Raw genomic sequence first — 22,811 nt, forward strand, 5'->3', positions numbered from 1 at the left:
ACGAAACAGGCCCCCGGGCATCGCCTCGGGGGCCTGGCTCGTACTCAACGCTACTGCCCGACTACTTCTTCTTGCCGCCGGAGTCGTCGCTGGACAGCACCGCGATGAAGGCCTCCTGCGGGACCTCCACGGAGCCGACCATCTTCATCCGCTTCTTGCCTTCCTTCTGCTTCTCCAGCAGCTTCCGCTTGCGGGAGATGTCACCGCCGTAGCACTTGGCGAGGACGTCCTTGCGGATGGCGCGGATGGTCTCGCGGGCGATGACGCGGGAGCCGATCGCGGCCTGCACCGGAACCTCGAACGCCTGCCGCGGGATGAGCTCGCGCAGCTTGGCGACGAGGCGCACGCCGTAGGCGTAGGCGGCGTCCTTGTGGCAGACGGCGGAGAAGGCGTCGACCTTGTCACCGTGCAGCAGGATGTCGACCTTGACGAGGCTGCCGGACTGCTCGCCGGTGGGCTCGTAGTCGAGGGAGGCGTAACCACGCGTCTTGGACTTCAGCTGGTCGAAGAAGTCGAAGACGATCTCCGCGAGCGGGAGGGTGTAGCGGATCTCGACGCGGTCCTCGGAGAGGTAGTCCATGCCGAGGAGGGTGCCGCGACGGGTCTGGCAGAGCTCCATGATCGCGCCGATGAACTCGCTGGGCGCGAGGATCGTGGCCCGGACGACCGGCTCGAACACGTCCGAGATCTTGCCCTCGGGGAACTCGCTCGGGTTGGTGACGGTGACTTCCTTGCCGTCCTCCAGGACGACCCGGTAGACCACGTTGGGCGCGGTGGCGATCAGGTCGAGGCCGAACTCGCGCTCCAGGCGCTCGCGGACCACGTCGAGGTGGAGCAGACCGAGGAAGCCGACGCGGAAGCCGAAGCCGAGCGCCGCCGAGGTCTCCGGTTCGTAGACGAGCGCGGCGTCGTTGAGCTGGAGCTTGTCCAGGGCCTCGCGCAGGTCCGGGTAGTCCGAGCCGTCGAGCGGGTACAGACCCGAGAAGACCATCGGGCGCGGGTCCTTGTAGCCACCGAGGGCCTCGGTCGCGCCGTTGTGCAGGCTGGTGATGGTGTCACCGACCTTGGACTGACGGACGTCCTTCACGCCGGTGATGATGTAGCCCACCTCGCCGACGCCGATGCCGTCGGCCGGGGTCATCTCGGGCGAGGAGACGCCGATCTCCAGCAGCTCGTGGGTGGCGCCCGTCGACATCATCCGGATGCGCTCGCGCTTGTTGAGCTGGCCGTCGACCACACGGACGTAGGTGACGACACCGCGGTACGAGTCGTAGACCGAGTCGAAGATCATGGCGCGGGCCGGGGCGTCCTTGACGCCGACCGGGGCCGGGACGGTGGCGACGACCTTGTCGAGCAGCGCGTCGACGCCCATGCCGGTCTTGGCCGAGACGCGCAGCACGTCGTCGGGGTCGCAGCCGACCAGGTTCGCGAGCTCCTCGGCGAACTTCTCCGGCTGGGCGGCCGGCAGGTCGATCTTGTTGAGGACCGGGACGATCGCGAGGTCGTTCTCCATCGCCAGGTACAGGTTGGCGAGGGTCTGCGCCTCGATGCCCTGGGCGGCGTCCACGAGGAGGATGGTGCCCTCGCACGCGGCGAGGGAGCGCGAGACCTCGTAGGTGAAGTCGACGTGCCCGGGGGTGTCGATCATGTTGAGGATGTGGGTCTTGCCCTGTCCCTCGCCCACGGTGGGAGCCCAGGGCAGCCGGACCGCCTGGGACTTGATGGTGATGCCGCGCTCACGCTCGATGTCCATGCGGTCGAGGTACTGGGCGCGCATCTGCCGCTGGTCGACGACACCGGTGAGCTGGAGCATCCGGTCGGCAAGGGTCGACTTGCCGTGGTCGATGTGCGCGATGATGCAGAAATTGCGGATCAGCGCCGGGTCGGTACGGCTCGGCTCGGGCACGTGGCTGGGGATCGCGGGCACGCAGTGTCCTGATTCTCGGTCGCAGTCGGAACGCGGAACGAAGTCTGAAGTCCTCCCATGGTCCCATGGACGGGGCAGTGCGCTCGGTTTGGGCCGCCAGGAGCGTGCCTGGTAGCCTGGGCAGCTGTGTCTCGTATGCCCTCTCAGCTGTCGGGACACAATCCGAAGATCAAACTCTGAACCTGAAAAGGCTCTTTCGTGGCGAACATCAAGTCCCAGATCAAGCGGAACAAGACGAACGAGAAGGCGCGCCTGCGCAACAAGGCCGTCAAGTCCTCGCTCAAGACCGCGATCCGCAAGGCCCGCGAGGCCGTCCTCGCCGGTGACGTCGAGAAGGCCACCGTGGCTTCCCGCGCCGCCGCGCGTGCGCTCGACAAGGCTGTCTCGAAGGGTGTCATCCACAAGAACGCCGCCGCCAACAAGAAGTCGGCGCTGGCCTCCAAGGTCGCCACCCTCCAGGGCTGAGCTCTCGATGTGAATCGCCGGTAGGGACCCAGCGGGCCCTCTCTTCCGCTCCCTCACCGGCACACCGCGCCGCACGCGGCCTGCGTTCGCCACGCGGGTGCGGCGCAAGCATCTTCATGCAGTGACCGAAGGCCCCGGCCTCCACCCTTCCCCAGGGTGGTGGCCGGGGCCTTCGCGTTGCCCGGGCGGGCGGGTGACCGGGGCCGGCCCGGACCCGGTCAGGCGCGTACGGCGGCGAGGACGGTCGAGGTCAGCAGGTCAGGGGCTTCGGCGGCGTCCAGCCGGCCGGCCTGCACCTCGGCGGCGGCCGCGTGGACGAGGCTGTAGACGACGGTGACCAGCCAGTCCGCGGAGAGGTCGGAGCGCACCTCGCCGGCCTCCTGGCCGCGGACGATCAGGCCGCGCACCGGCGCCAGGATCCGGTCGTGGCGTTCGCGCAGCCGCTCGGGCGGGAACGCGGCGGAGACGGCGGCGAAGACGGCCGAGTGCCGGTCGAGGAGCCGCCACGAGGTGCGGACGAGCCAGGCGAGGTCGCCGCCGCCCGCGAGGGCGGCGGCGGCTTCGGCCGCGGCCCGGTCGAAAGCGGCGTCGAGGAGCGCCTCGCGCGTCGCGAAGTGGGAGTAGAGGGTGACCCGGCTGACTCCGGCGGCGCGGGCGATGGCGGCCATGCTCGCCTGCGGGTCGGCGAGGAAGCAGTCCAGGCCCGCGTCGACGATCGCGGCGGCGTTGCGCTCCGCGTCGGCGCGGCGGGGCCGGGGGGTGGGGGCGTTCGATGCCATGGAGCCAAACTTAACACTGCTGTTCATATTCCTTGGGCGGGCCTGCATACTCGATCCTTAACAGCACCGTTAACTTTAGGAGCGCCTTCGCCATGCCCTCGCACTCCCCTGCCCACGGCCACGCCGACGCCCACCCACATGCCCCCGCCCCCGCCCCCGCGCACGCCCCCGCCCATCCGCACCGACGGCTCCTGCTGGGCCTCCTCTGCCTGGCCCAGTTCATGCTCATCGCCGACGTCACGGTGGTGAACGTGGCCCTGCCCGTCATAGGCGCCGACCTCGCGCTGTCCGGCACCGGACCCACCCGGCTCGTCACCGCGTACACCCTCTTCTTCGGCGCCCTGCTCCTGGTCGGCGGACGGCTGGCCGACCGGTTCGGGGCGCGGCGGATGTTCCTGACCGGGCTGGCGCTGTTCACGGCGGCTTCCGGGGCCTGCGGCCTCGCGGGGACGCCCGGCACCCTGATCCTGGCCCGCTCCCTGCAGGGCGTCGGCGCGGCCCTGCTCTCGCCGGCGGCGTTGGCCCTGGTCATGGCCCTGTTCCAAGGCCCGGCGCGGCACCGCGCCCTCGGTGTCTGGGCGGGCATCGGCGGCGCCGGCGCGGCCGTCGGGGTGCTGCTCGGCGGAATCCTGGCGGACGGTCCCGGCTGGCGCTGGATCTTCTACGTGAACCTGCCCGCCGGGGCCCTGGCACTGATCGCCGTCCCGCTGCTGCTCGGGAACTCCCTGCGCGCCCCCGGCGGCGGGGCGGGGCACCGGGCGCCCCTGGGCGTGGTGGGCGCGCTCCTGCTGACGGTGACGTGCGCGTGCCTGGTCCAGGGCCTGGCCGAGCACTCCTGGCCCTGGCTGGTCGGGGCCGGCGCCGCGGGCCTCGCGCTGGTCACGGCCGGACGCCGGAGCCCGCACCCGCTGCTGCCGTCCGCCCTGCCGGGCCGCCGCGCGCTGCTGGGCGGGAGCGCGGTGATGCTGGGCGCGGCCGGAATGCTGGTGTCGGGGTTCTACCTGAGCTCCGTGCACATCCAGCAGGAGCTCGGGCGCAGCGCCCTTGTCACCGGTCTGGCCTTCCTCCCGGTGGCGGTGGCGGTCACCGCGGGGGCGCACCTGGGCGGCCGGGCCGTGGTCCGCTTCGGCTGGCGGCCGGTCGGCGCCGCGGCCTTCGCCCTCGCGGCGGGCGGAGCCGCCCTGGCCCCGCTCGGCGGACTCTGGACGGGCCTCGTCCCCGGATTCGCCCTGCTGGCCCTCGGACTGGGCGGGGCCTTCGTCTGCGCGACGACGGCCGCCCTGTCCGAAGTCGCCCCCGAACACTCGGGGCTCGCCTCCGGCCTGGTGGGCACCTCCCACGAACTCGGCGCCGCCGTCGGCCTCGCCGTGCTCGCCCCGACCGGTTTCGGCGCGCTCGCCCTCCCGGCACTGGGCCTCGCCCTGGCCGCAGGGGCCCTCCTGCCGAAGGGCCGCCCCTCCCCCTCGGCGGCCCGCGCCATGGCCCACTGAGGAGAGGGCCCGGGCGAAGGACGAGGATGGGGACGCCTACTGGCGGCGCTGGGGGCGGGCCGCGCGGGCGACCGCCACCACCGCCTTCTCCAAGGCGTACTCGGGGTCGTCGCCGCCACCCTTGACGCCCGCGTCGGCGACGGCCACGGCACGCAGGGCGTCCGCGACGCCGTCCGCCGACCAGCCGCGCATCTGCTGGCGGACCCGGTCGATCTTCCAGGGCGGCATCCCCAGGTCCCGGGCGAGATCGCCCGGGCGGGCTCCGCGCGGGGCGGAGGCCAGCTTGCCGATCGCGCGCACGGCCTGGGCCAGGGCGCTGGTGATCAGGACCGGCGCCACCCCGGTGGCCAGGGACCACCGCAGTGCTTCGAGGGCTTCCGCCGCCCGACCCTCGACCGCCCGGTCGGCAACCGTGAAGCTGGAGGCCTCGGCGCGGCCGGTGTAGTAACGGCCCACCACGGCTTCGTCGATCGTGCCCTCGACGTCCGCGCACAGCTGCGCCGCCGCGCTCGCCAGCTCCCGCAGGTCGCTGCCGATCGCATCGACCAGGTTCTGGCAGGCGTCCGGGGTCGCCGAGCGCCCCAGCGTGCGGAACTCTCCCCGTACGAACGCCAGGCGGTCGGCCGCCTTGGTCATCTTCGGGCAGGCCACCTCCCGGGCGCCCGCCTTGCGCGCCGCGTCGAGCAGGCCCTTCCCCTTGACCCCGCCGGCATGGACGAGGACGAGGACGATCTCCTCGTAGGGCGCGTCGAGGTAGGCCTTGACCTCCTTGACGGTGTCCGCTGACAGGTCCTGGGCGTTCCGCACGACCAGCACCTTGCGCTCGGAGAAGAGCGAGGGGCTCGTCAGCTCGGCGAGCGTGCCGGGCTGGAGCTGCTCGGAGGAGAGGTCGCGCACGTCCGTGTCGGCATCGGCGGCGCGGGCGGCCGCCACCACCTCCCGTACGGCACGGTCGAGGAGCAGGTCCTCCTGCCCCACCGCGAGGGTGATCGGGGCGAGCGGATCGTCGGTTGAGTTCTTCCTGGTGGCCATCGCCTCCAGCATCCCACGCCGCACTGACAGCCCACCGCCGCACGGGCCCTGTGACCCGATACTCGACAATGGTCGCGTGAACGTGCGACATGTACTCGTCCTGCCCGACCGCGACGCCGCCGAGGAGGTGGCGCAGGAGGTCGTCGACCGCTTCGGCCTGACGGAGGAGCCGCAGTTGGTCCGCGACGCCCTGGCCGGCGAGGACGACGCCGAGGACGCCCAGTGGCTGGTGGTCGTCGAGGACCCGCGGGAACGGCTCGACCCCACCGCGTTGGACGCGCTCGCCGACGAGTACGAGGGCTGGCTGGAGGCCCCTTAGGGCCTGTCGGTCCCGTCGGCCGGTCAGGCCTTGTGGACCGCCTGGACGTCCAGCGTCACCTCGACGCTCGATCCGATCGCCGCGATCCCGTGCGCCAGCACCGACTGCCAGTTCAGGGTGAAGTCCTCGCGCTGCAGTTCCGCACTGGCCCGGCAGGCGGCCCGCGGCTCGCCCTCCAGCCCCGTACCGAGACCCAGGTACTCGGTGTCCAGGGTGACGGAACGGCTCACCCCGTGCAGGGTGAGGGCGCCCGCGACGGCCCAGCGCCTTCCGCTGCGGTGGATGAACCGCTCGCTGTAGAACTCGACCGTCGGGTAGCGGGCCACGTCCAGGAAGTCCGCCGAGCGCAGGTGGTCGTCCCGCATCCGCAGTCCCGTGTCGATGCTCGCCGCGTCGATCCTCACGTGCATGGAGGAGTCCTCCATGCGCTCGGCGATCCGGACCGCGCCGGCGAACGTGTTGAACCGGCCGCGGATCCGCGCCATCCCGATGTGACGGGCCGTGAAGCCGATCGTCGAATGCGCCGGGTCGAGTTCCCAGTGGCCGGGCTGCGGCAGCAGCGGCGGTTCCACGACGTCCAGGACGATCTCCCCGGTGCCGGGCTGCGCGGGACCGCCCACCAGCGTCGCCCCGTGGAACGGCGCGTACCCCTCGGCGCTGACCGAGAGCCGGTACTCCCCCTCCGGCACGGTCGCCGTGAACGCGCCGTAGGGGTCGGTCTCGCCGCTCACGATCCGCCGCCCGATCGGGTCGGTGACCTCGAACTTCGCCTGTCGGATGGGCTGGTGGACGCTGTCGAGCACGCGGCAGCTGAGTAGCCGCGCCGTCGGCGGCAGCGTCAGTGTCGCGGATGTCTGCGGGCTGGAACCCCCAGCCGTCTCCATCCCCCGTCGGCGACCGAACATGGCTGATGCACCCCCGTGCTGTGTGGACTGTGACCGTGTTGGCGAAGACGCATTCGATCATGCTGTCGGGTTGTGGGCAAACAGAATGGTCGCGCCCATTATGGACCCGGCGGATCCGCCTCCGAATGGCCGGAAACGCTCGTAGCCGCGAACCCGATCCGGCGACCGCGACGGAGCCGTCGGTGTCGGTCCGCAGCACGGCCGCCCCCAACTCCCGCAGCCCGTCGAGCGTACGGGGCGCGGGGTGCCCGTAACGGTTGCCGGCGCCGACCGGGACGATCGCCAACCGTGGCCGGATCCGGGCCTGCAGCCCCGGGTCCTGATGCGCGGACCCGTGGTGGGCCACCTTGAGGACGTCCACCGGGCCCAGCTCCGGATGCTCCGTCAGGAGTGCCCGCTGCGCCGGTGGTTCGAGGTCGCCGAGCAGGAGCAGCGTCAGGCCCCCGCCTCGCACCAACAGGGCCACACTGGCGTCGTTGGGCCCGTCGGGCGGAGGTCCCGCCGGAGGCGGCCACAGCACCTGCCACTCCAGGGGACCCGCCCTGCGCCGCTCCCCCGCCACCGCCCGCACGACGGGCACCCCGGCGGCTGCCGCGGTCCTGCGCACGAACGCGGCCTGTCCGGGCGGCTCTTCGAACCCGGTGGTCTGGATCACCCCCACGGACCTTCCCCGCAGCACCCCCGCCAGGCCCGCCACGTGATCGGCGTGAAAGTGCGTCAGCAACAGCATCGGCACCCGCCGGACCCCCAGGGCGCGCAGGCACGCGTCCACCGGGCCGGGCTCCGGGCCGGCGTCCACCACCAGGGCCTCCCCCGGGCCCACGGCGAGCACGGCGGCGTCCCCCTGACCCACGGCGCACTGGACGTAACTCCAGTCGGGAGGCGGCCAGCCCGTGACGGTACGGGTCACCTGCGGCGGCCGCAGCACGGCCACGAGCAGCAGCACCACCAGGACCCAGGCCACCCGCCGCCGACGGCCGAACCGCACGGCGGCCGCCACGCCCGCGAACGTCAGGACGGCCAGCAGCACACCACCGCCGAGGCCGCCCGGCCAGGCCAGCTCCGCCCCGGGCATCCGCTCCCCGGCCCGGGCCACGGCGGCGATCCACCCGGCGGGCACCCCCGCGCAGCGGGCCAGCAGCTCCGCGGCGGGCATCCACAGCGGGGCCACCGCGAGGGCGGCGAAGCCGAGCACCGTCGCCGGAGCGGCAGCCGGCTCCGCCAGCAGGTTGCACGGCACGGCCACCAGACCGACCCGGGCCGAGAGCACGGCGACCACCGGCGCGCACACCGCCTGAGCGGCCGCTGCGGCCGCCAACGCCTCGGCGAGCCGCGCCGGCATCCCGCGCCGCCGCAGCGCCTCGCTCCACCGTGGTGCGAGGGTCAGCAGCGCCCCGGTGGCCAGGACGGAGAGCAGGAACCCGTAACCACGGGCCAGCCACGGGTCGTACAGCACCAGCAGCAGGACGGCGGCGGCCAGCGCCGGCAGCAGGGACCTGCGCCGCCCCGTGGCCAGGGCCAGCAGGGTCACGGCCCCGCAGGCCGCGGCCCGCAGCACGCTCGGCTCCGGCCTGCACACCACCACGAACCCGAGCGTCAGCACGGCGCCGCACACCGCGGTCCCCCGCAACGAGAGCCCGAACCGGGGCGCCAGCCCCCGCCGCTCGGCCCGCTGCGCGCGGGCCGGGGGGCCGATGAGCAGGAACAGCACCACCGTCAGGTTGGACCCCGAGACGGCGAGCAGATGGAGCAGATCAGTGGCCCGGAAGGCCTCCCTGAGATCGTCCGGCACCCGCGAGGTGTCCCCGACGACCAGGCCCGGCAGCAGGGCCCGCGCATCCGGAGGCAGCCCCTCGCTCGCCTCCCGCAGCCCCGCCCGCAACCGCCCCGCGATCCGCTGCGCGGCATCGGGGCCACCGGTCACCCCGGGCGGGGTGTCACCGGCCGGACGCAGCACCGCCACGGCCCGCTCACCGCCCCGCGCCGGGGCCAGCCGGGCGACGACCTCCACCTGCGTGGAGGGCAGCAGCCGAGCCCATCCCGGATGTCCGGCGAGAACCCGCACGGGGGTCTCGACCCGGGTCCGCGTACCGTCCGGCCCCGTCACCCGGGTCACCACCGCGTCCAGCACCACCATCGGCGGCCCATTGCCGCCCCGGGACACCTGCGGGTCCGAGCCGACCGTCAACTCCGCGAAGACTCGGGCGTGCTCCCGGGCCAGCCCTTCGACCGGCCCGGCCCGCGCCTCGGCCCGCTGGAGCCCGGCCACCCCGGCCCCCGCGGCCGCGCACAGCAGGGCGACCGCCACGGCCGGGGCGAGCCCCCAGCCCCGCCCCGCACTCCGGCACCAGGCGAGGACCAGCAGCCCCGCGCCCAGCACCCCCGACACCACCACCGCGACGGCGGTCCACACAGGCGGAGCGGCCGGCGCGAGCGCGGCCGCTCCCCACGCGGCCAGCGCCGGCACCACGAGCCGCAGATCCGCCGGTCGCTTTGCCGCGGGGTCCACCTCCACGCGCGGAACCTCAGCACCGGCAACCTCAGCACCGGCAACCTCCGCGCACTGATCCGCGGCGCCCCGCCCACCGGGGCGGTTCACGGCCGCACCAGGGCGCGCAGGTCGGCGAAACGGCGTTCGCCGATGCCGTTGACCTGGCGGAGGTCTTCCACGGAACGGAAGCCGCCGCGCGCGGTGCGGAAGTCCACGATGTGCTGCGCCAGCACCGGCCCCACTCCGGGCAGCCCGTCCAGTTGGTCGACGGTGGCCGAGCCGAGACTGAGCGGAACGGCGACCGAGCCCGTACCCGGACCGGAGCGCGATCCGGGCCCCGCCCCCGGGCCGGCGCCCGCGCCCTGGGGTGGCGCCGGAGCGCCCACCAGCACCTGCTCGCCGTCCACCAGCACCCGGGCCCGGTTCAGCCCGGTGGTGTCCGTGCCCGGCCTCACGCCCCCGGCGGCGGCCAGTGCGTCCTCCACCCGTGAACCGGCGGGCAGGCGCCGCACCCCGGGATCCCGGACCTTCCCGCTGACGTCCACCACGATCCGCGCGGCGCCCCCCGCCGGAGCCGTGGCCGCCGCCGGGGCCGCCGCCGGGGCGATCACCGCCGGAGCGGTCACCGGACGCGGCCGGGCGGACCAGTACTGCTGCGCGGCGAAGCCGACGGCCACCACCAGCACCACCGCGACGGCGCCCACCGTCCGCGGCGCCACCCCGCAGCGCGCCTGGAGCCACACGGGCAGCCGCTCCCGCACGGCCAGGCCGCGCATGGTCGGCCCGCGCGGCGCGGCCTCGTCGGGTGGTTCGGCGGCCGGTTCCGGTGGCACCGCCTCGGCCGGCGGCGGACCGCAGGCGCCCAGCAGGGCCTCCGCCCGGCGGCGCAGCACCTCCGGATCCACCTGCGGGGCTCGGGGCCGGCGATGGCGGTCGCCGCGCCGGCGTCGGCGGACACGACCGTCGGAGAAACGGGTGTCGGAGAGACGGGTACGGCCCGGGCCGCTGGTGGCGCCCGACCGGTGCGGGATGCGCGTTCGAAGAGTCATGCCCCGACCGTAGGGGCCCGTCCCGAATCCCGTTCGGAACCCTCAATTCCGGTGGACAGTCGACCCGTTGTGGATATCCGCGTCACCCGTACCGGTGATCAGCGGGGTGAGACGACCGCCGCCAGCAACCCCGGTCCGGTGTGCGCGCCGATCACCGCGCCGACCTCGCTGACGTGCAGTTCGACCAGGCCCGGGATCCGTTCGCGCAGCCGCTGGGCGAGTTTGTCCGCCCGCTCCGGAGCGGCCAGGTGGTGCACGGCCACATCGACGCTGCCCGACCCGGCGCGCTCGACGGCCAGCTCCTCCAGCCTGGCGATGGCCTTGGAGGCCGTGCGCACCTTCTCCAGCATCTCGATCCGCCCGCCGTCCAGGGTCAGCAGCGGCTTCACCGCGAGCGCCGACCCGAGGAGGGCCTGCGCGGCCCCGATCCGGCCGCCGCGCCGGAGGTAGTCGAGGGTGTCGACGTAGAAGTACGCGGCCATGTCCGCCGCACGCTTCTCCGCGGCGGCCACGGCCTCGTCCACGGAACCACCGGCCTCCGCCGCCTCGGCGGCGGCGAGCGCGCAGAAGCCGAGCGCCATCGCGACCATCCCGGTGTCGACGACGCGCACCGGCACGGGCGCGGACCGCGAGGCGACCACGGCCGCGTCGTAGGTGCCGGAGAACTCGGCGGACAGGTGCAGGCTGACGATCCCGGTCGCCCCGGCGTCGGCGGCCGCCCGGTAGGCCCGGACGAACTCCTCCGGACCGGGGCGCGAGGTGGTGACCGAGCGGCGCTTCTGCAGGGCGAGGGCCAGGCTGCGCGCCGAGATCTCGGTGCCTTCCACCAGCGCCTCGCCGCCCAGTACGACGGTGAGCGGGACGGAGGTGATTCCGTGCCGCGCCATGGCCGGTCGGGGCAGGTAGGCCGTGGAATCGGTGACGATGGCGACATGGCGGGACATGAGCCGGAGGTTACCGCCAGTGGGGGTGCGACGGCAGCCTGGACCCCACACCGGCCCCTCGGGGCCTACCGGCCGGGCCCGCCCGGCGGCCTTGTGTCGAGCCGGCCGGGGCCTCCCCGGGGCCCCGGCGGCGGGCGCGCCGGAAAACCCGGCGGCCCTTTCGGCGGCCCCGCCCGGAGGCCGGACGGCCCGGCTGCGGCCCTGTCAGGGGTTGCGGCGGCCCTGCGGGGCATTTCCCCCACCCCGCCCCTTCCCGAAACCGGGGGCTCCGCCCCCGGACCCCCGGTCCTCAAACGCCCGACGGGCTGAAGTTCACCCCGGCCACGGTCGGACCTGCCGGTCCCGAGTCGCCGACGCCCGACGGGCTGAAGTTCACCCCGGCCACGGTCGGACCTGCCGGTCCCGAGTCGCCGGGCCCTACGTCGTGCTTTCCGGGCGTCGCGTCTTCTGCCACGGGTACGAGGTCGCCGGTGCCGCCGGGTTCAAGGCCGCCGGGGTCGGAGTCGGGGCAGGGGCAGGGTCAGGGGTCGCGGGGCGGGTCTGTGCCGCGTCCCAGGCCGCCGCCGTTGCCGCCAGGTCGTCCACCGGAGGGCGGGACCAGTCCCGCAGCGCCCCGGACTCGACCTCGATCTGCTCCGAGAGCACGGAAAGATCGTCCTCCGCGAACCGCCGGGCCCGGTCCCGCGCCGCCCACCGCAGCGAGTCCGCGGCCTGGGTGATCTTGGCCGTACGTTCCCGCAGGTCGGGCATGAGCTCCGCGATCCGCTTGCGATCGGGCTCCTGCTCAAGCCGCTTCAGCTCGTCGTCCAGCTCGTGTCCGTGCGCGCTCAGCCGCTCGAACAGCCCGATCGACTCCTTGAGCGAGGCGTCCGTCCGGACCCCGTCGTGCAGCGCCTGCTGCGTCGACCTCATCGACGTCCGCAGGTCGATGCGCAACTGCGCCAGCGACGCCGTGACCCCGACCTGCCCCAGGCTCTTGGCCCGCAGGGTGGTGTCCTCGACCGTCCGCCGCGCCTGCGTGATCGTACGGTCCACACCGCGCTTGGCCGCCTGCACCGCCTTGACGGTGACGTACGTCCCCAGGCCCAGGAAGGTGAAAAGCACCATCAGCGCGAAGATGATCAACGCGGCCTCCATGAGTGTCCCTTCCCCGGTCCCCGCAGTTGTTTTCCGTCCCCTCCACCGTAAACGCCACGGGCAGGCCAGGGGTTCCATTCGAACCCCCAACCTGCCCGTACGGGATCACCCTCAGATGACGCGGATGACTCAGATGACGATGTTCACCAGCTTCGGGGCGCGCACGATCACCTTGCGGATCTCGGCGCCCGCCAGCGCCGCGACGACGCCCTCGTCCGTGACGGCCAGCTTCTCCAGGTCCGCGTCCGAGATCGTCGGCGGCACCTCCAGCCGCGCCTTGACCTTGCCCTTGACCTGCACCACGCACGTCACGGTCTCGTCCACCACGTACGCCGGGTCCGCGACCGGGAAGTCCTGGTGGACGACCGACTCGCCGTGGCCCAGGCGCTGCCACAGCTCCTCGGCGATGTGCGGGGCCAGCGGGGCGACCAGCAGCACCAGGGCCTCGGCGACCGAGCGCTCCAGCGGGCGGCCGGCCTTCGTCAGGAAGTTGTTCAGCTCGGTGATCTTGGCGATGGCGGTGTTGAAGCGCAGCCCCGCCATGTCCGAGCCGGCCCCGTCGATCGCCTTGTGCAGCGCACGCAGCGTGTCCTCGCCCGGTTCGGCGTCGACGACGGTGACGGCGCCCGTCGACTCGTCGACGATGTTGCGCCACAGGCGCTGCAGCAGTCGGTACTGGCCGACGACGGCGCGGGTGTCCCACGGACGCGACACGTCCAGCGGGCCCATCGCCATCTCGTACAGGCGCAGCGTGTCGGCGCCGTACTCCTCGCAGATCTCGTCGGGCGTGACGGCGTTCTTCAGGGACTTGCCCATCTTGCCGTGCTCGCGCTTGACCTGCTTGCCCTCGTAGAAGTAGCCGCCGTCGCGCTCCTCGACCTCGGCCGCCGGCACGTAGACGCCGCGCTCGTCGGTGTAGGCGTACGCCTGGATCATGCCCTGGTTGAACAGCTTGTGGAACGGCTCCGCCGAGGAGACGTGACCCAGGTCGAACAGCACCTTGGACCAGAAGCGCGCGTACAGCAGGTGCAGCACCGCGTGCTCGGCGCCGCCCACGTACAGGTCGACGCCGCCGTGCGGCGCGCCCTCGCGCGGGCCCATCCAGTACTGCTCGATCTCCGGGTCCACCAGCGCGGACGCGTTGTGCGGGTCCAGGTAGCGCAGCTCGTACCAGCAGGAACCGGCCCAGTTCGGCATGGTGTTGGTCTCGCGGCGGTACGACTTCACGCCGTCGCCCAGGTCCAGCTCGACGTTGACCCACGCCTCGTTGCGGGACAGCGGGGTCTCCGGCTTGGAGGCGGCGTCGTCCGGCTCGAAGGTGCGCGGCGAGTAGTCCTCGACCTCGGGCAGTTCCAGCGGCAGCATCGACTCGGGCAGCGGGTGCGCGACGCCGTCCTCGTCGTAGACGATCGGGAAGGGCTCGCCCCAGTAGCGCTGGCGGCTGAACAGCCAGTCGCGCAGACGGAAGTTGACCGTGCCCTCGCCGATGCCGCGCTCGGACAGCCAGTCGGTGATCGCGGCCTTCGCCTCGACGACGCCCAGGCCGTCCAGGGAGATGTCCTCGTTCGCGGAGTTGATCAGCTTCGCCTCGTAGGAGGCGAACGCGTCGTCCCACTCGGCCGGGTCGGTGCCTCGCCCGTCGGAGGGCTGTACGACGCACCGCATCGGCAGCTCGAAGGCGCGCGCGAACTCGAAGTCACGGCTGTCGTGCGCCGGGACGGCCATGATCGCGCCGGTGCCGTAGCCCATCAGCACGTAGTCGGCGATGAAGACGGGCACCTTCTCGCCGCTGACGGGGTTGATCGCGTACTCGCCGGTGAAGACGCCGGTCTTCTCCTTGGCGTCGGCCTGCCGCTCGACGTCCGACTTGGCGGCGGAGAAGGCGCGGTACGCGGCCACGGCCTCGGCCGGGGTGGCGTGCCCGCCGGTCCACACCTCGTGGGTGCCCTCGGGCCAGGCGGCCGGGACGAACTTCTCGACCAGCGGGTGCTCCGGCGCCAGCACCATGTAGGTCGCGCCGAACAGCGTGTCCTGACGGGTGGTGAAGACGGTGATCGCCTCGTCGCCCAGGGCGAAGTCGACGCGCGCGCCCTCGCTGCGGCCGATCCAGTTCCGCTGCTGCAGCTTGATGGCCTCGGGCCAGTCCAGCCCGTCCAGGTCGTCCAGCAGCCGGTCGGCGTACGCGGTGATCCGCATGTTCCACTGGCTCAGCCGGGACTTGAAGACGGGGAAGTTGCCGCGCTCGGAACGGCCGTCGGCGGTGACCTCCTCGTTGGCCAGTACGGTGCCCAGCCCGGGGCACCAGTTCACGGGCGCGTCCGAGGAGTAGGCCAGGCGGAACCGGTTCAGTACGTCGGCCCGCTCGCCGGCGGTCAGGTCGGCCCAGGCGCGACCGCCGGGGACCTCACGAGAGCCGTCCTCGAAGGCGGCGACCAGCTCGGCGATCGGCCGGGCCTTCTTCGCGTCGTCGTCGTAGAAGGAGTTGTAGATCTGCAGGAAGATCCACTGGGTCCACTTGTAGTAGTCCGGGTCGATCGTCGCGAAGGACCGGCGCTTGTCGTGGCCCAGGCCCAGGCGGCGCAGCTGGACCTTCATGTTCTCGATGTTCGCCTCGGTCGACACGCGCGGGTGCGTGCCGGTCTGTACGGCGTACTGCTCGGCCGGCAGGCCGAAGGCGTCGAAGCCCAGGGTGTGCAGGACGTTGTGGCCGGTCATCCGCTGGTGGCGGGCGAAGACGTCGGTGGCGATGTACCCGAGCGGGTGACCGACGTGCAGGCCCGCACCGGACGGGTACGGGAACATGTCCATGATGAACTTCTTGGGCCGCGCGACCACCGCGGGGTCGCCGGCCAGGTCACCGGTCGGGTTCGGGGCCTCGTACGTGCCCTGCGCGTCCCATACGTCCTGCCAGCGTGCCTCGATGTCGGCGGCCATGGCAGCCGTGTAACGGTGCGCCTCGGCCGCCTCGGGGGCCGGGGTGTTCGTCTCGCTCATGATTCCTGAAGCTCCATCGATCGTCTCTGCCGTCTCTGCCTGCCCAAACGAAAAAGCCCCTCGCACAGGAGGGGACGCCGCGCCGATGCCGACCGTCTCGTGGGTCGGCGCTGATCAGCGCGGCTCGGTAAGCAGAAGGCGTACGGCACGCATGGCGTCAGGGTACCGCAGGGGCCACCGCCGATGCCCGGCCGTTCCACACGTCGACACGCGGGCACGACGAGAAGCGGGCCACCCGATCCGGGTGGCCCGCTTCTTCACTGTGGAGCTAAGGAGAATTGAACTCCTGACCTCCTGCATGCCATGCAGGCGCTCTACCAACTGAGCTATAGCCCCTTGTCTTGCCTGCCGCTTCGGTTTCCCTTGCCGGTTCCCCTTGGCGACATCCCAAACACTACACGGTCATGGCCCTGGTCCAAAAATCGGTTTCCATCGACCAAGCGCCATGCCCGATTTGACCCTTCTTGTCACGCTGTCGCGAACTGATAGAACCGCTTGAGCGTGCAGTGCTCGTCGAGCAGGCGGCCGTAGATCGGCTCGCCCTCCAGCTCGCGGTACGTCTCGATCGGGTCGCCCTTTATGATCAGCGCCCGCGCGCATTCCTCGCACCAGTACTGGTAGTCGGCGTTGACCGGCTCCATGTCCCGCACGATCGGCGTGCCGTTGTTGCACCAGTCGCACCGCCGCCGGTGTGATCCCATCCGTCAGCGACTCCCTCCCGCGTCGGGCCGTCGACTCCCCCTCCGGCGGTCCGATTCTGCCACGCCGGCGCGCGCCTGGTCAGTAAGCGCAAAGGGTACAAAAACAAGGATCCCGCCCCCTGTTGGGGACGGGATCCTGATTGTGGAGCTAAGGAGAATTGAACTCCTGACCTCCTGCATGCCATGCAGGCGCTCTACCAACTGAGCTATAGCCCCGCTCTCCGCTGCGCTTCCCCCCGTTTCCGGTGTTCTTCGCTGCGAACAAGAAGAACTCTAGCCTGTGACCAGCCGGAAAGTGAAATCCGGGTCGGAGCCCGGTCGGGAAGCGGCAGGGAGCCGCTCTCAGTCGTCGTCGCCGAGCACGGGTTCCGGCAGGGTGCCGGCGTTGTGCTCCAGCAGACGCCAGCCGCGTGCGCCCTCGCCGAGGACGGACCAGCAGCAGTTGGAGAGCCCGCCCAGGCTCTCCCAGTGGTAGGAGTCCAGACCCAGCAGGCGGCCGATGGTCGTGCGGATGGTGCCGCCGTGACTGACCACCACGAGCGTGCCGCCCCGCGGCAGCGCGTCGGCGTGCTCCAGCACCACCGGCGCGGCGCGGTCGGCGACCTCGGTCTCCAGCTCCCCGCCCCCGCGGCGGACCGGCTCGCCGCGCTTCCACGCCGCGTACTGCTCGCCGTACTTCTCGAGGATCTCGTCGTGCGTGAGGCCCTGCCACTCACCGGCGTACGTCTCGCGCAGCGCCTCGGTGCGCGTCACGGGCAGGCCCGTGACGGCGGACAGCTCGGCGGCCGTGTCGGAGGCCCGCATCAGGTCGGAGGCGACGATCGCGTCCGGCCTCAGCGAGGCCAGCAGCCGGGCCGCGCGGCGCGCCTGCGCCACACCCGTCTCGGTCAGCTCGATGTCCGTGGAGCCCTGGAAGCGGCGCTCCAGGTTCCACGAGGTCTGGCCGTGCCGCCACAGGACGATCTTCCGGCCGGACTTGCCCGATTCGGTCGTGCTCAGAACAGATCACCGTCCAGATCGTCGTCGCCGGCCGCCTCGCGCAGCTTGGCGTGCTCCTCGGCCTTGCCGATGGTCAGCTTGGCGTCCTCGGGCAGCTCGATCTCGGGGCAGTCCTTCCACAGGCGCTCCAGCGCGTAGAAGACCCGCTCCTCGCTGTGCTGCACGTGGACGACGATGTCGACGTAGTCGAGCAGGATCCAGCGGGCGTCGCGGTCGCCCTCGCGGCGCACCGGCTTGGCGCCGAGCTCCTTGAGGAGGCGCTCCTCGATCTCGTCCACGATCGACTTGACCTGGCGGTCGTTGGGGGCCGAGGCGAGCAGGAAGGCGTCGGTGATCGACAGCACGTCGCTGACGTCGTAGGCGATGATGTCGTGCGCGAGCCGGTCGGCCGCGGCCTGGGCGGCGGCGGTGATGAGCTCGATGGAGCGGTCCGTGGCGGTCACTGGCCATGCTTTCGGGTTGGCGGGCAGATCCATACAAGGGTCTCACGTACCGCCGCCACCGCCCGCGCGGAATATGCCGCGCGGGCGCGACCGCCCCCGGGGGCCCGGGTCAGGAGGGCTTGTAGTCCTTGCCCAGGATCACCACGACGTCGGCGTTCACCGCGTTCTCGGCCTTCTTCACGACCGTCTCCGGCAGACCCAGCGTCTTGGCGACGTCGATCGCCCGGTCCTTCGCCGCGTCGTCCTGGTACGTGATCTGCGAGGTGGGGGCCGGCTTGTCGGCCTTTCCGCCGTCCACGAAGGTGTAGCCGCCGTTCAGCAGCGCCGCCTTCGCCGCGACCTGCGTCTTCTCGTCGCCGGTGGCGTCCTTGAGGCCGACGCGCGGGGCCGCTCCGGGCTGTGCCGCGGAGACCGTGCCGCCGAGGACCTCCTTGACCACCTTCTTGTTGGCGTCGTCGGTGAGGGTGCCGTCCGCCTTCAACCCGAGGAGGTCGGTGCGGTACGCGCCCACCTTGGCGTGCGCGCCGAGCCGCGACAGCAGGGCGCCGAGCGTCTGCGCGTTCAGGCCCGGGTCGAGGATCTGGCCCATGCTCTCGACGGTCACGGCCGCCGCCTTCGGGTCGCTCGGGATCTTGCGCAGGACCGCTTGGAGCACCTTGCCCATGCGTTCCAGCGGCTTGGTCTCCGGCTCCCCCTGGGCGCGGTACGTGGCGTAGGCGACGGCCATGGGGCCGCTCAGGCTCTGCTTCTGGCCCTGGGCCACGGCCGGGGTCTTGGCCGCGTCGTCCGCGGGGACCGCGGCGTCGGTGTCGACCTCGATGCCCCCGACCAGCTCGACGAGGTTCTCCAGGAAGGGGGTGTCCAGCCGCCACGTGCCGCCGATGCGGGTGCCGAGCACCGAGTCGAGGGCCTCGCGGGTGCCGAGGCCGCCCTCGTCGACCGCCTTGCCGAGCGGAACGGTCGTGCCGTCCTGGCCGGGGACGCCGAGGGTGTTGGGCAGCAGGACGGTGGCGCCCTGCTTGGTGGTGACGTTGTCGACGAGCAGGGCGGAGGCGGTGCCGCCCTTCTTGGTGTTGTGCAGGTGGACGACGATCATGTCGCGCTTCTGCGCCCCGGCGTCGGCGGTCGCGGCGTTCTTCTTGTCCCCCGGGCCGTCGAGGAAGGGCAGCTTGCCCGTGTACCAGAGGTAGCCGAGACCGGCGACGACGAAGAGGGCGAGGACCACGATCAGCGCCACCACGCGGTTGCGGCCGCGGCGCCGGGCCTCCTCACGGCGCTCGGTCCGGCTCTCGGTGAACTTCAGCCAGTCGATGACGTCCTCGGACTCCTCGTCCGGCTGGTCGATGAAGGCGAACATCTCGGTGCGGTAGTCCCGACCCGCCTCGGACCCGGACTCGGAGTGGGGGCGGCGCGGCTCGGGGACCTGGGCGGCAGGGCGCTCGTCGGGGGCCGGCGGGGCCTGGGGCGCGGGGGCCGCGGGGGGCTCCGGGGCGGTCTGCTGCGGGATCCACTGCTGGGTCGCCCGGGTGTCGTAGCCGTAGCCGGGCGCCTGCTGCCGGTACTCCTGCCCGCCGTGGTCCTGGGCGGGCTGCTGCTGCTGCGGGTAGTACTGCTGCTGCTCCGCGTAGCCCTGGTAGCCGTAGCCCTGCTGCTCGTACGTGTCGTACTGGGTGCCGTACTGCTCGTACTGGGGGGCCTGCGGTGCGGACTGCGCGGGCGCCTGGCCGTACACCGGCCGCCCGTACGCGTCGTAGCCGATGAGCTGCTGCTCCTGGGCGACACCGTACGGGTCGTACGGATCCTGTCGGTCGTTCACCGCGGGGCCCCTCTCTCCGGAAGCTCAGGCTCCCCGGTACAGCTCACGCTTGTCGATGTAGCGCACCACACCGTCGGGCACCAGATACCAGACGGGATCCCCCTGGGACACTCTCGCACGGCAGTCCGTGGAGGAAATGGCCAGCGCGGGCACCTCGACGAGCGAGACGCCCCCCTCGGGCAGTCCGTCGTCGGTGAGCACGTGGCCCGGCCGGGTGACTCCGATGAAGTGGGCGAGCGAGAACAGCTCGTCGGCGTTGCGCCAGGTCAGGATCTGGGCGAGCGCGTCGGCGCCGGTGATGAAGAAGAGGTCGGCGTCGTCGTTCAGCGCCTTCAGATCGCGCAGGGTGTCGATCGTGTACGTCGGCCCGCCGCGGTCGATGTCGATGCGGCTCACCGAGAACTGGGGGTTCGACGCGGTGGCGATGACCGTCATCAGGTAGCGGTCCTCGGCGGGCGAGACCGCCCGCTGGGACTTCTGCCACGGCTCGCCCGTCGGCACGAACACCACCTCGTCGAGGTGGAAAAGGGCGGCCACCTCGCTGGCGGCCACCAGGTGTCCGTGGTGGATCGGGTCGAACGTCCCGCCCATCACGCCGAGGCGGCGCTTGACCGGGCCCGTAGGCACTTCCTGCTCTCCCATGAGCGCAGAGCCTACTGGCCCGGCGGACGCGCCGGAGCGGCCTAGCGGTCGCGGTTCAGGCGGGTGGTCACCCAGAGCATGAGCAGCAGGATGCCGAGCGCGGCGCCGCCCGTCAGGTACGGGCTGAGGCTGTCGTGGTTGCCACCGTGCTGCTCGACCTCCTCCGAGGCGAGGAGGACCAGGTTGTGGGCGGTGGAGGCGAGGCTCATCAGGCAGGTACCTATCGAGTCGGGGAGCGGGCGGAGACTTCGCTCACATCGTATGCGGGGGCCTGGGGCACGCTCACGCCGACTCAGGCGTTGGAGAGGATAGACGCAACGCCAGTCAGGTCGACCCAGGGGAGGGCGCAATGACGGAGACAGGGCTCGGAAAGCCTCCGGCGAGGAACCGCAGGAGGTTCCCCGGCATCTCGTCGAGGGCGTACGAGCACCCGGCGGACCGCTCGGCGCTGGTGGCGCTGCGCAAGCTGAGCGGCTTCGACACGGCCTTCAAGGCCCTGAGCGCGCTGCTGCCGGAGCGGAGCCTGCGGCTGCTGTTCCTGTCGGATTCGGTGCGGGTGGGCGAGACGCAGTTCCCGCATCTGCACGCGATGCTCCGCGACGCCTGTTACATCCTGGACCTGGAGAAGGTCCCGCAGATGTACGTCCAGCAGGACCCGAGGCCCAACGCGATGTGCATCGGGCTCGACGAGCCGATCATCGTGGTGACCACGGGTCTGGTGGAGCTGCTCGACGAGGAGGAGATGCGGGCGGTGGTGGGCCACGAGGTGGGCCACGCGCTGTCCGGGCACTCCGTGTACCGCACGATCCTCCTCTTCCTGACGAACCTCGCGCTGAAGGTGGCGTGGATCCCGCTGGGCAACGTGGCGATCACGGCGCTGGTGACGGGCCTGCGGGAGTGGTTCCGCAAGTCCGAGCTGTCGGCGGACCGGGCCGGGCTGCTGGTGGGACAGGACGTGCAGGCCTCGATGCGGGGGCTGATGAAGATCGCCGGCGGCAACCACCTCCACGAGATGAACGTGGACGCCTTCCTCGCCCAGGCCGAGGAGTACGAGGCGGGCGGCGACCTGCGCGATTCCGTGCTGAAGATCCTCAACATGCTGCCCCGCACGCACCCCTTCACCACGGTCCGGGCCGCCGAGCTGAAGAAGTGGTCCGAGAACCGCGACTTCCAGCGGATCATGGACGGCCACTACCCGCGGCGGGAGGAGGACAAGGACACCTCGGTGACCGACTCCTTCCGCCAGTCCGCCTCGCACTACGCCGATTCGGTGCGCACCAGCAAGGATCCGCTGATGAAGCTGGTCGGCGACCTCGCGGGCGGTGCGGGCGACCTGGGCGGCAAGCTCCGCGACAAGTTCGCCGCGGCCGCCGGGGGCGGATCGTCCGCGGGTGCGGGCGGCGGCAGGCCGGCCGAGGGCAAGGACGCGGGCGGCAAGGACGCCGGGGACAAGGACGAGCCGGGGTCTACGGGCCGGGGCTGACCTGGGTGGCCGCCGGGGGCGAGGGCTGCGCCAGTACGCCGCACAGCCCGGCGGAGAGCCTCGGACGGCCGCTGGCGTACGGGTCGCTGGCGGCCGGCCCGACCGTGGTGGGGCCGGCTCCGGCGAGGACCGGGCGGAAGGCCGCCGCCGGGTCCTGGGAGCAGTCCTGCGGCCCGGCCATCACGTAGGCCGTGAGCAGCTCCGCCCGGCGGGCCGTGAGGTCCTCCCGGTCGAAGCGCAGCCGCAGCTCGCGCCGGACGGTGAAGAGCGAGGCGCCGTCGGCGGCGGCCGGGGCTCCGGTGGCGGGTCGTACGGCGTAGACGAAGGTGTGGTCGGTGATGACCTCCAGCGCGTCGGGGGTCACCTCCGCGAAGTCGAGGGTTCCGTTGACCCGGACGCGGGAGTCGGCCATGACCGCGGTGCCCGGGTCGAAGCGGACCAGCCATCCGGTGGCCGCGTGGCGGCCGTCGCCGGAGGGCGAACTCATGCTGCGGTCGAACTGGGCCAACTGGTCGGGGTCGAGCAGCACGCGCACCGGCCGGGAGGCGGAGCCGGACAGGATGTCCGGGTCCAGCGAGGACTGCACCAGGTAGTCCTTGGCGATGGACAGCGCGGCGACGACCTCGCCCTCGGTGAAGTGGTCGGTGCGGCGCGCGGCCGGGAGGGTGATGCCGGCCGCCCCGACGCGGTATTCGGCCGCGGGGCTGCTCGCGTACAGGTCCGCGGGGCGGCCGCCGGGCACGGCGGTCGCGGGCGCGAGCGGGACGACGGTGCTGCCGAGGGCGGCCGCGGTCCCGCCGGGCGGTGGGACGTAGGGATTGCGCAGCCCCATGTAGACGGCGGCCGCGAAGGCGCAGGCGATGAGCAGCACGAGCAGCATGCCCTGTCGGGCGCCCCTGCCGGGCGTGCCGGTGCCGGAGGCGGAACCGCCTCCCGACCAGATGGAGCGGCTTCGCACGGCCCGGGCGTGCTCGCCCATGCGTTCCTGGGCGGAGTACTCCTGGATCCGTGCTGCCCGCACGAAGTCCTCGTCGAACACCACGGAGCGGTATTCGTCCGCGCGCAACTCGTCGTCGCCCCCGCCCATGCCGTCGGGGGTGCCGTTGGGTGGATCTCCTGGAACGGCCATCGCTTCTCCCGCTGTCCCCGCTTCAGAGAAGCCCCCAGCTCCGGCAGATGCGAGTGGGGTCGTACC

At 72.3% G+C, this 22,811-nt stretch carries 19 protein-coding genes, 2 tRNA genes and 1 pseudogene; 4 read left to right on the top strand and 18 right to left on the bottom strand.

The annotated features are described in order from the left end of the window. Positions 1 to 61 precede the first annotated feature (61 nt). Positions 62 to 1,927 (bottom strand): translation elongation factor 4, encoded by a 1,866-nt coding sequence (gene lepA / locus ACFYZL_RS18055; protein ID WP_384758779.1) that lies wholly within the window; start codon positions 1,925 to 1,927, stop codon positions 62 to 64. A 198-nt stretch (positions 1,928 to 2,125) separates the two neighbouring features. Here lepA and rpsT point away from each other — a divergent pair, with 198 nt between their 5' ends. Continuing rightward, on the top strand, positions 2,126 to 2,392 hold the full coding sequence (gene rpsT / locus ACFYZL_RS18060) for a 30S ribosomal protein S20 (protein ID WP_266788134.1): 267 nt from the start codon (positions 2,126 to 2,128) through the stop codon (positions 2,390 to 2,392). A 218-nt stretch (positions 2,393 to 2,610) separates the two neighbouring features. Here the strand turns inward: rpsT and ACFYZL_RS18065 are convergent, their stop codons facing one another. Next, positions 2,611 to 3,171 carry a TetR family transcriptional regulator gene (locus tag ACFYZL_RS18065; protein ID WP_388679932.1) on the bottom strand — a complete coding sequence of 187 codons (561 nt, stop codon included), beginning with the start codon at positions 3,169 to 3,171 and terminating at the stop codon, positions 2,611 to 2,613. Between the two features lie 92 nt (positions 3,172 to 3,263). Here ACFYZL_RS18065 and ACFYZL_RS18070 point away from each other — a divergent pair, with 92 nt between their 5' ends. Next, positions 3,264 to 4,661: an MFS transporter gene (locus ACFYZL_RS18070; protein WP_388679935.1), complete on the top strand. Its 1,398-nt coding sequence runs from the start codon at positions 3,264 to 3,266 to the stop codon at positions 4,659 to 4,661. A 36-nt stretch (positions 4,662 to 4,697) separates the two neighbouring features. Here ACFYZL_RS18070 and holA read toward each other — a convergent pair whose 3' ends face one another. After that, positions 4,698 to 5,693: a DNA polymerase III subunit delta gene (holA, locus tag ACFYZL_RS18075; RefSeq protein ID WP_384756017.1), complete on the bottom strand. Its 996-nt coding sequence runs from the start codon at positions 5,691 to 5,693 to the stop codon at positions 4,698 to 4,700. A 76-nt stretch (positions 5,694 to 5,769) separates the two neighbouring features. Here holA and ACFYZL_RS18080 point away from each other — a divergent pair, with 76 nt between their 5' ends. Continuing rightward, positions 5,770 to 6,012 (top strand): hypothetical protein, encoded by a 243-nt coding sequence (locus ACFYZL_RS18080; protein WP_384756014.1) that lies wholly within the window; start codon positions 5,770 to 5,772, stop codon positions 6,010 to 6,012. Positions 6,013 to 6,035: 23 nt separating this feature from the next. Here ACFYZL_RS18080 and ACFYZL_RS18085 read toward each other — a convergent pair whose 3' ends face one another. From ACFYZL_RS18085 to ACFYZL_RS18150, 14 genes and pseudogenes are all read right to left on the bottom strand, one after another. Beyond that, positions 6,036 to 6,917, bottom strand: coding sequence for a YceI family protein (locus ACFYZL_RS18085; protein ID WP_384756013.1), 882 nt, complete (start codon positions 6,915 to 6,917; stop codon positions 6,036 to 6,038). Positions 6,918 to 7,053: 136 nt separating this feature from the next. Next, positions 7,054 to 9,432, bottom strand: a pseudogene (locus tag ACFYZL_RS18090) (ComEC/Rec2 family competence protein); the annotation flags it as partial. An 80-nt stretch (positions 9,433 to 9,512) separates the two neighbouring features. Beyond that, a complete protein-coding gene (locus ACFYZL_RS18095) occupies positions 9,513 to 10,457 on the bottom strand; it encodes a helix-hairpin-helix domain-containing protein (RefSeq protein ID WP_388679940.1) in 945 nt (314 codons plus the stop codon). A gap of 98 nt (positions 10,458 to 10,555) precedes the next feature. Further along, positions 10,556 to 11,401 (bottom strand): DegV family protein, encoded by an 846-nt coding sequence (locus ACFYZL_RS18100; RefSeq protein ID WP_388679943.1) that lies wholly within the window; start codon positions 11,399 to 11,401, stop codon positions 10,556 to 10,558. Positions 11,402 to 11,818: 417 nt separating this feature from the next. After that, on the bottom strand, positions 11,819 to 12,538 hold the full coding sequence (locus ACFYZL_RS18105) for a hypothetical protein (RefSeq protein WP_388679946.1): 720 nt from the start codon (positions 12,536 to 12,538) through the stop codon (positions 11,819 to 11,821). Positions 12,539 to 12,667: 129 nt separating this feature from the next. Beyond that, the gene (gene leuS / locus ACFYZL_RS18110) at positions 12,668 to 15,532 is read right to left on the bottom strand and encodes a leucine--tRNA ligase (RefSeq protein WP_388679949.1); all 2,865 of its coding nucleotides are present in this window, start codon (positions 15,530 to 15,532) and stop codon (positions 12,668 to 12,670) included. A gap of 263 nt (positions 15,533 to 15,795) precedes the next feature. Beyond that, positions 15,796 to 15,868, bottom strand: a tRNA-Ala gene (locus ACFYZL_RS18115). Positions 15,869 to 15,999: 131 nt separating this feature from the next. After that, positions 16,000 to 16,233: a hypothetical protein gene (locus tag ACFYZL_RS18120; protein ID WP_384588474.1), complete on the bottom strand. Its 234-nt coding sequence runs from the start codon at positions 16,231 to 16,233 to the stop codon at positions 16,000 to 16,002. 143 nt (positions 16,234 to 16,376) lie between these two features. Next, positions 16,377 to 16,449: transfer RNA gene (locus ACFYZL_RS18125), tRNA-Ala, on the bottom strand. 126 nt (positions 16,450 to 16,575) lie between these two features. Further along, entirely contained in the window at positions 16,576 to 17,232 is a 657-nt protein-coding gene (locus tag ACFYZL_RS18130; RefSeq protein WP_384757638.1) for a histidine phosphatase family protein, read from the bottom strand. Beyond that, positions 17,229 to 17,675 carry a ribosome silencing factor gene (rsfS, locus tag ACFYZL_RS18135; RefSeq protein WP_327413983.1) on the bottom strand — a complete coding sequence of 149 codons (447 nt, stop codon included), beginning with the start codon at positions 17,673 to 17,675 and terminating at the stop codon, positions 17,229 to 17,231. The genes ACFYZL_RS18130 and rsfS overlap by 4 nt, the downstream gene beginning before the upstream one ends. 109 nt (positions 17,676 to 17,784) lie before the next feature. After that, positions 17,785 to 19,491: a LytR C-terminal domain-containing protein gene (locus ACFYZL_RS18140; RefSeq protein WP_388679954.1), complete on the bottom strand. Its 1,707-nt coding sequence runs from the start codon at positions 19,489 to 19,491 to the stop codon at positions 17,785 to 17,787. Between the two features lie 24 nt (positions 19,492 to 19,515). Continuing rightward, positions 19,516 to 20,133: a nicotinate-nucleotide adenylyltransferase gene (gene nadD, locus ACFYZL_RS18145; protein ID WP_384757632.1), complete on the bottom strand. Its 618-nt coding sequence runs from the start codon at positions 20,131 to 20,133 to the stop codon at positions 19,516 to 19,518. A 41-nt stretch (positions 20,134 to 20,174) separates the two neighbouring features. Next, positions 20,175 to 20,342: a hypothetical protein gene (locus tag ACFYZL_RS18150; protein WP_384757629.1), complete on the bottom strand. Its 168-nt coding sequence runs from the start codon at positions 20,340 to 20,342 to the stop codon at positions 20,175 to 20,177. Between the two features lie 140 nt (positions 20,343 to 20,482). On the opposite strand from ACFYZL_RS18150, the gene ACFYZL_RS18155 reads away from it, so the two are divergent. Then, entirely contained in the window at positions 20,483 to 21,616 is a 1,134-nt protein-coding gene (locus tag ACFYZL_RS18155) for a M48 family metallopeptidase (protein ID WP_388679959.1), read from the top strand. Here ACFYZL_RS18155 and ACFYZL_RS18160 read toward each other — a convergent pair. Next, positions 21,600 to 22,745: a hypothetical protein gene (locus tag ACFYZL_RS18160; RefSeq protein ID WP_388679962.1), complete on the bottom strand. Its 1,146-nt coding sequence runs from the start codon at positions 22,743 to 22,745 to the stop codon at positions 21,600 to 21,602. The two genes, ACFYZL_RS18155 and ACFYZL_RS18160, sit on opposite strands and share 17 nt — an antisense overlap. Positions 22,746 to 22,811: the final 66 nt, after the last annotated feature.

The organism is Streptomyces sp. NPDC001717 (assembly GCF_042892775.1).
Lineage (GTDB): Bacteria > Actinomycetota > Actinomycetes > Streptomycetales > Streptomycetaceae > Streptomyces.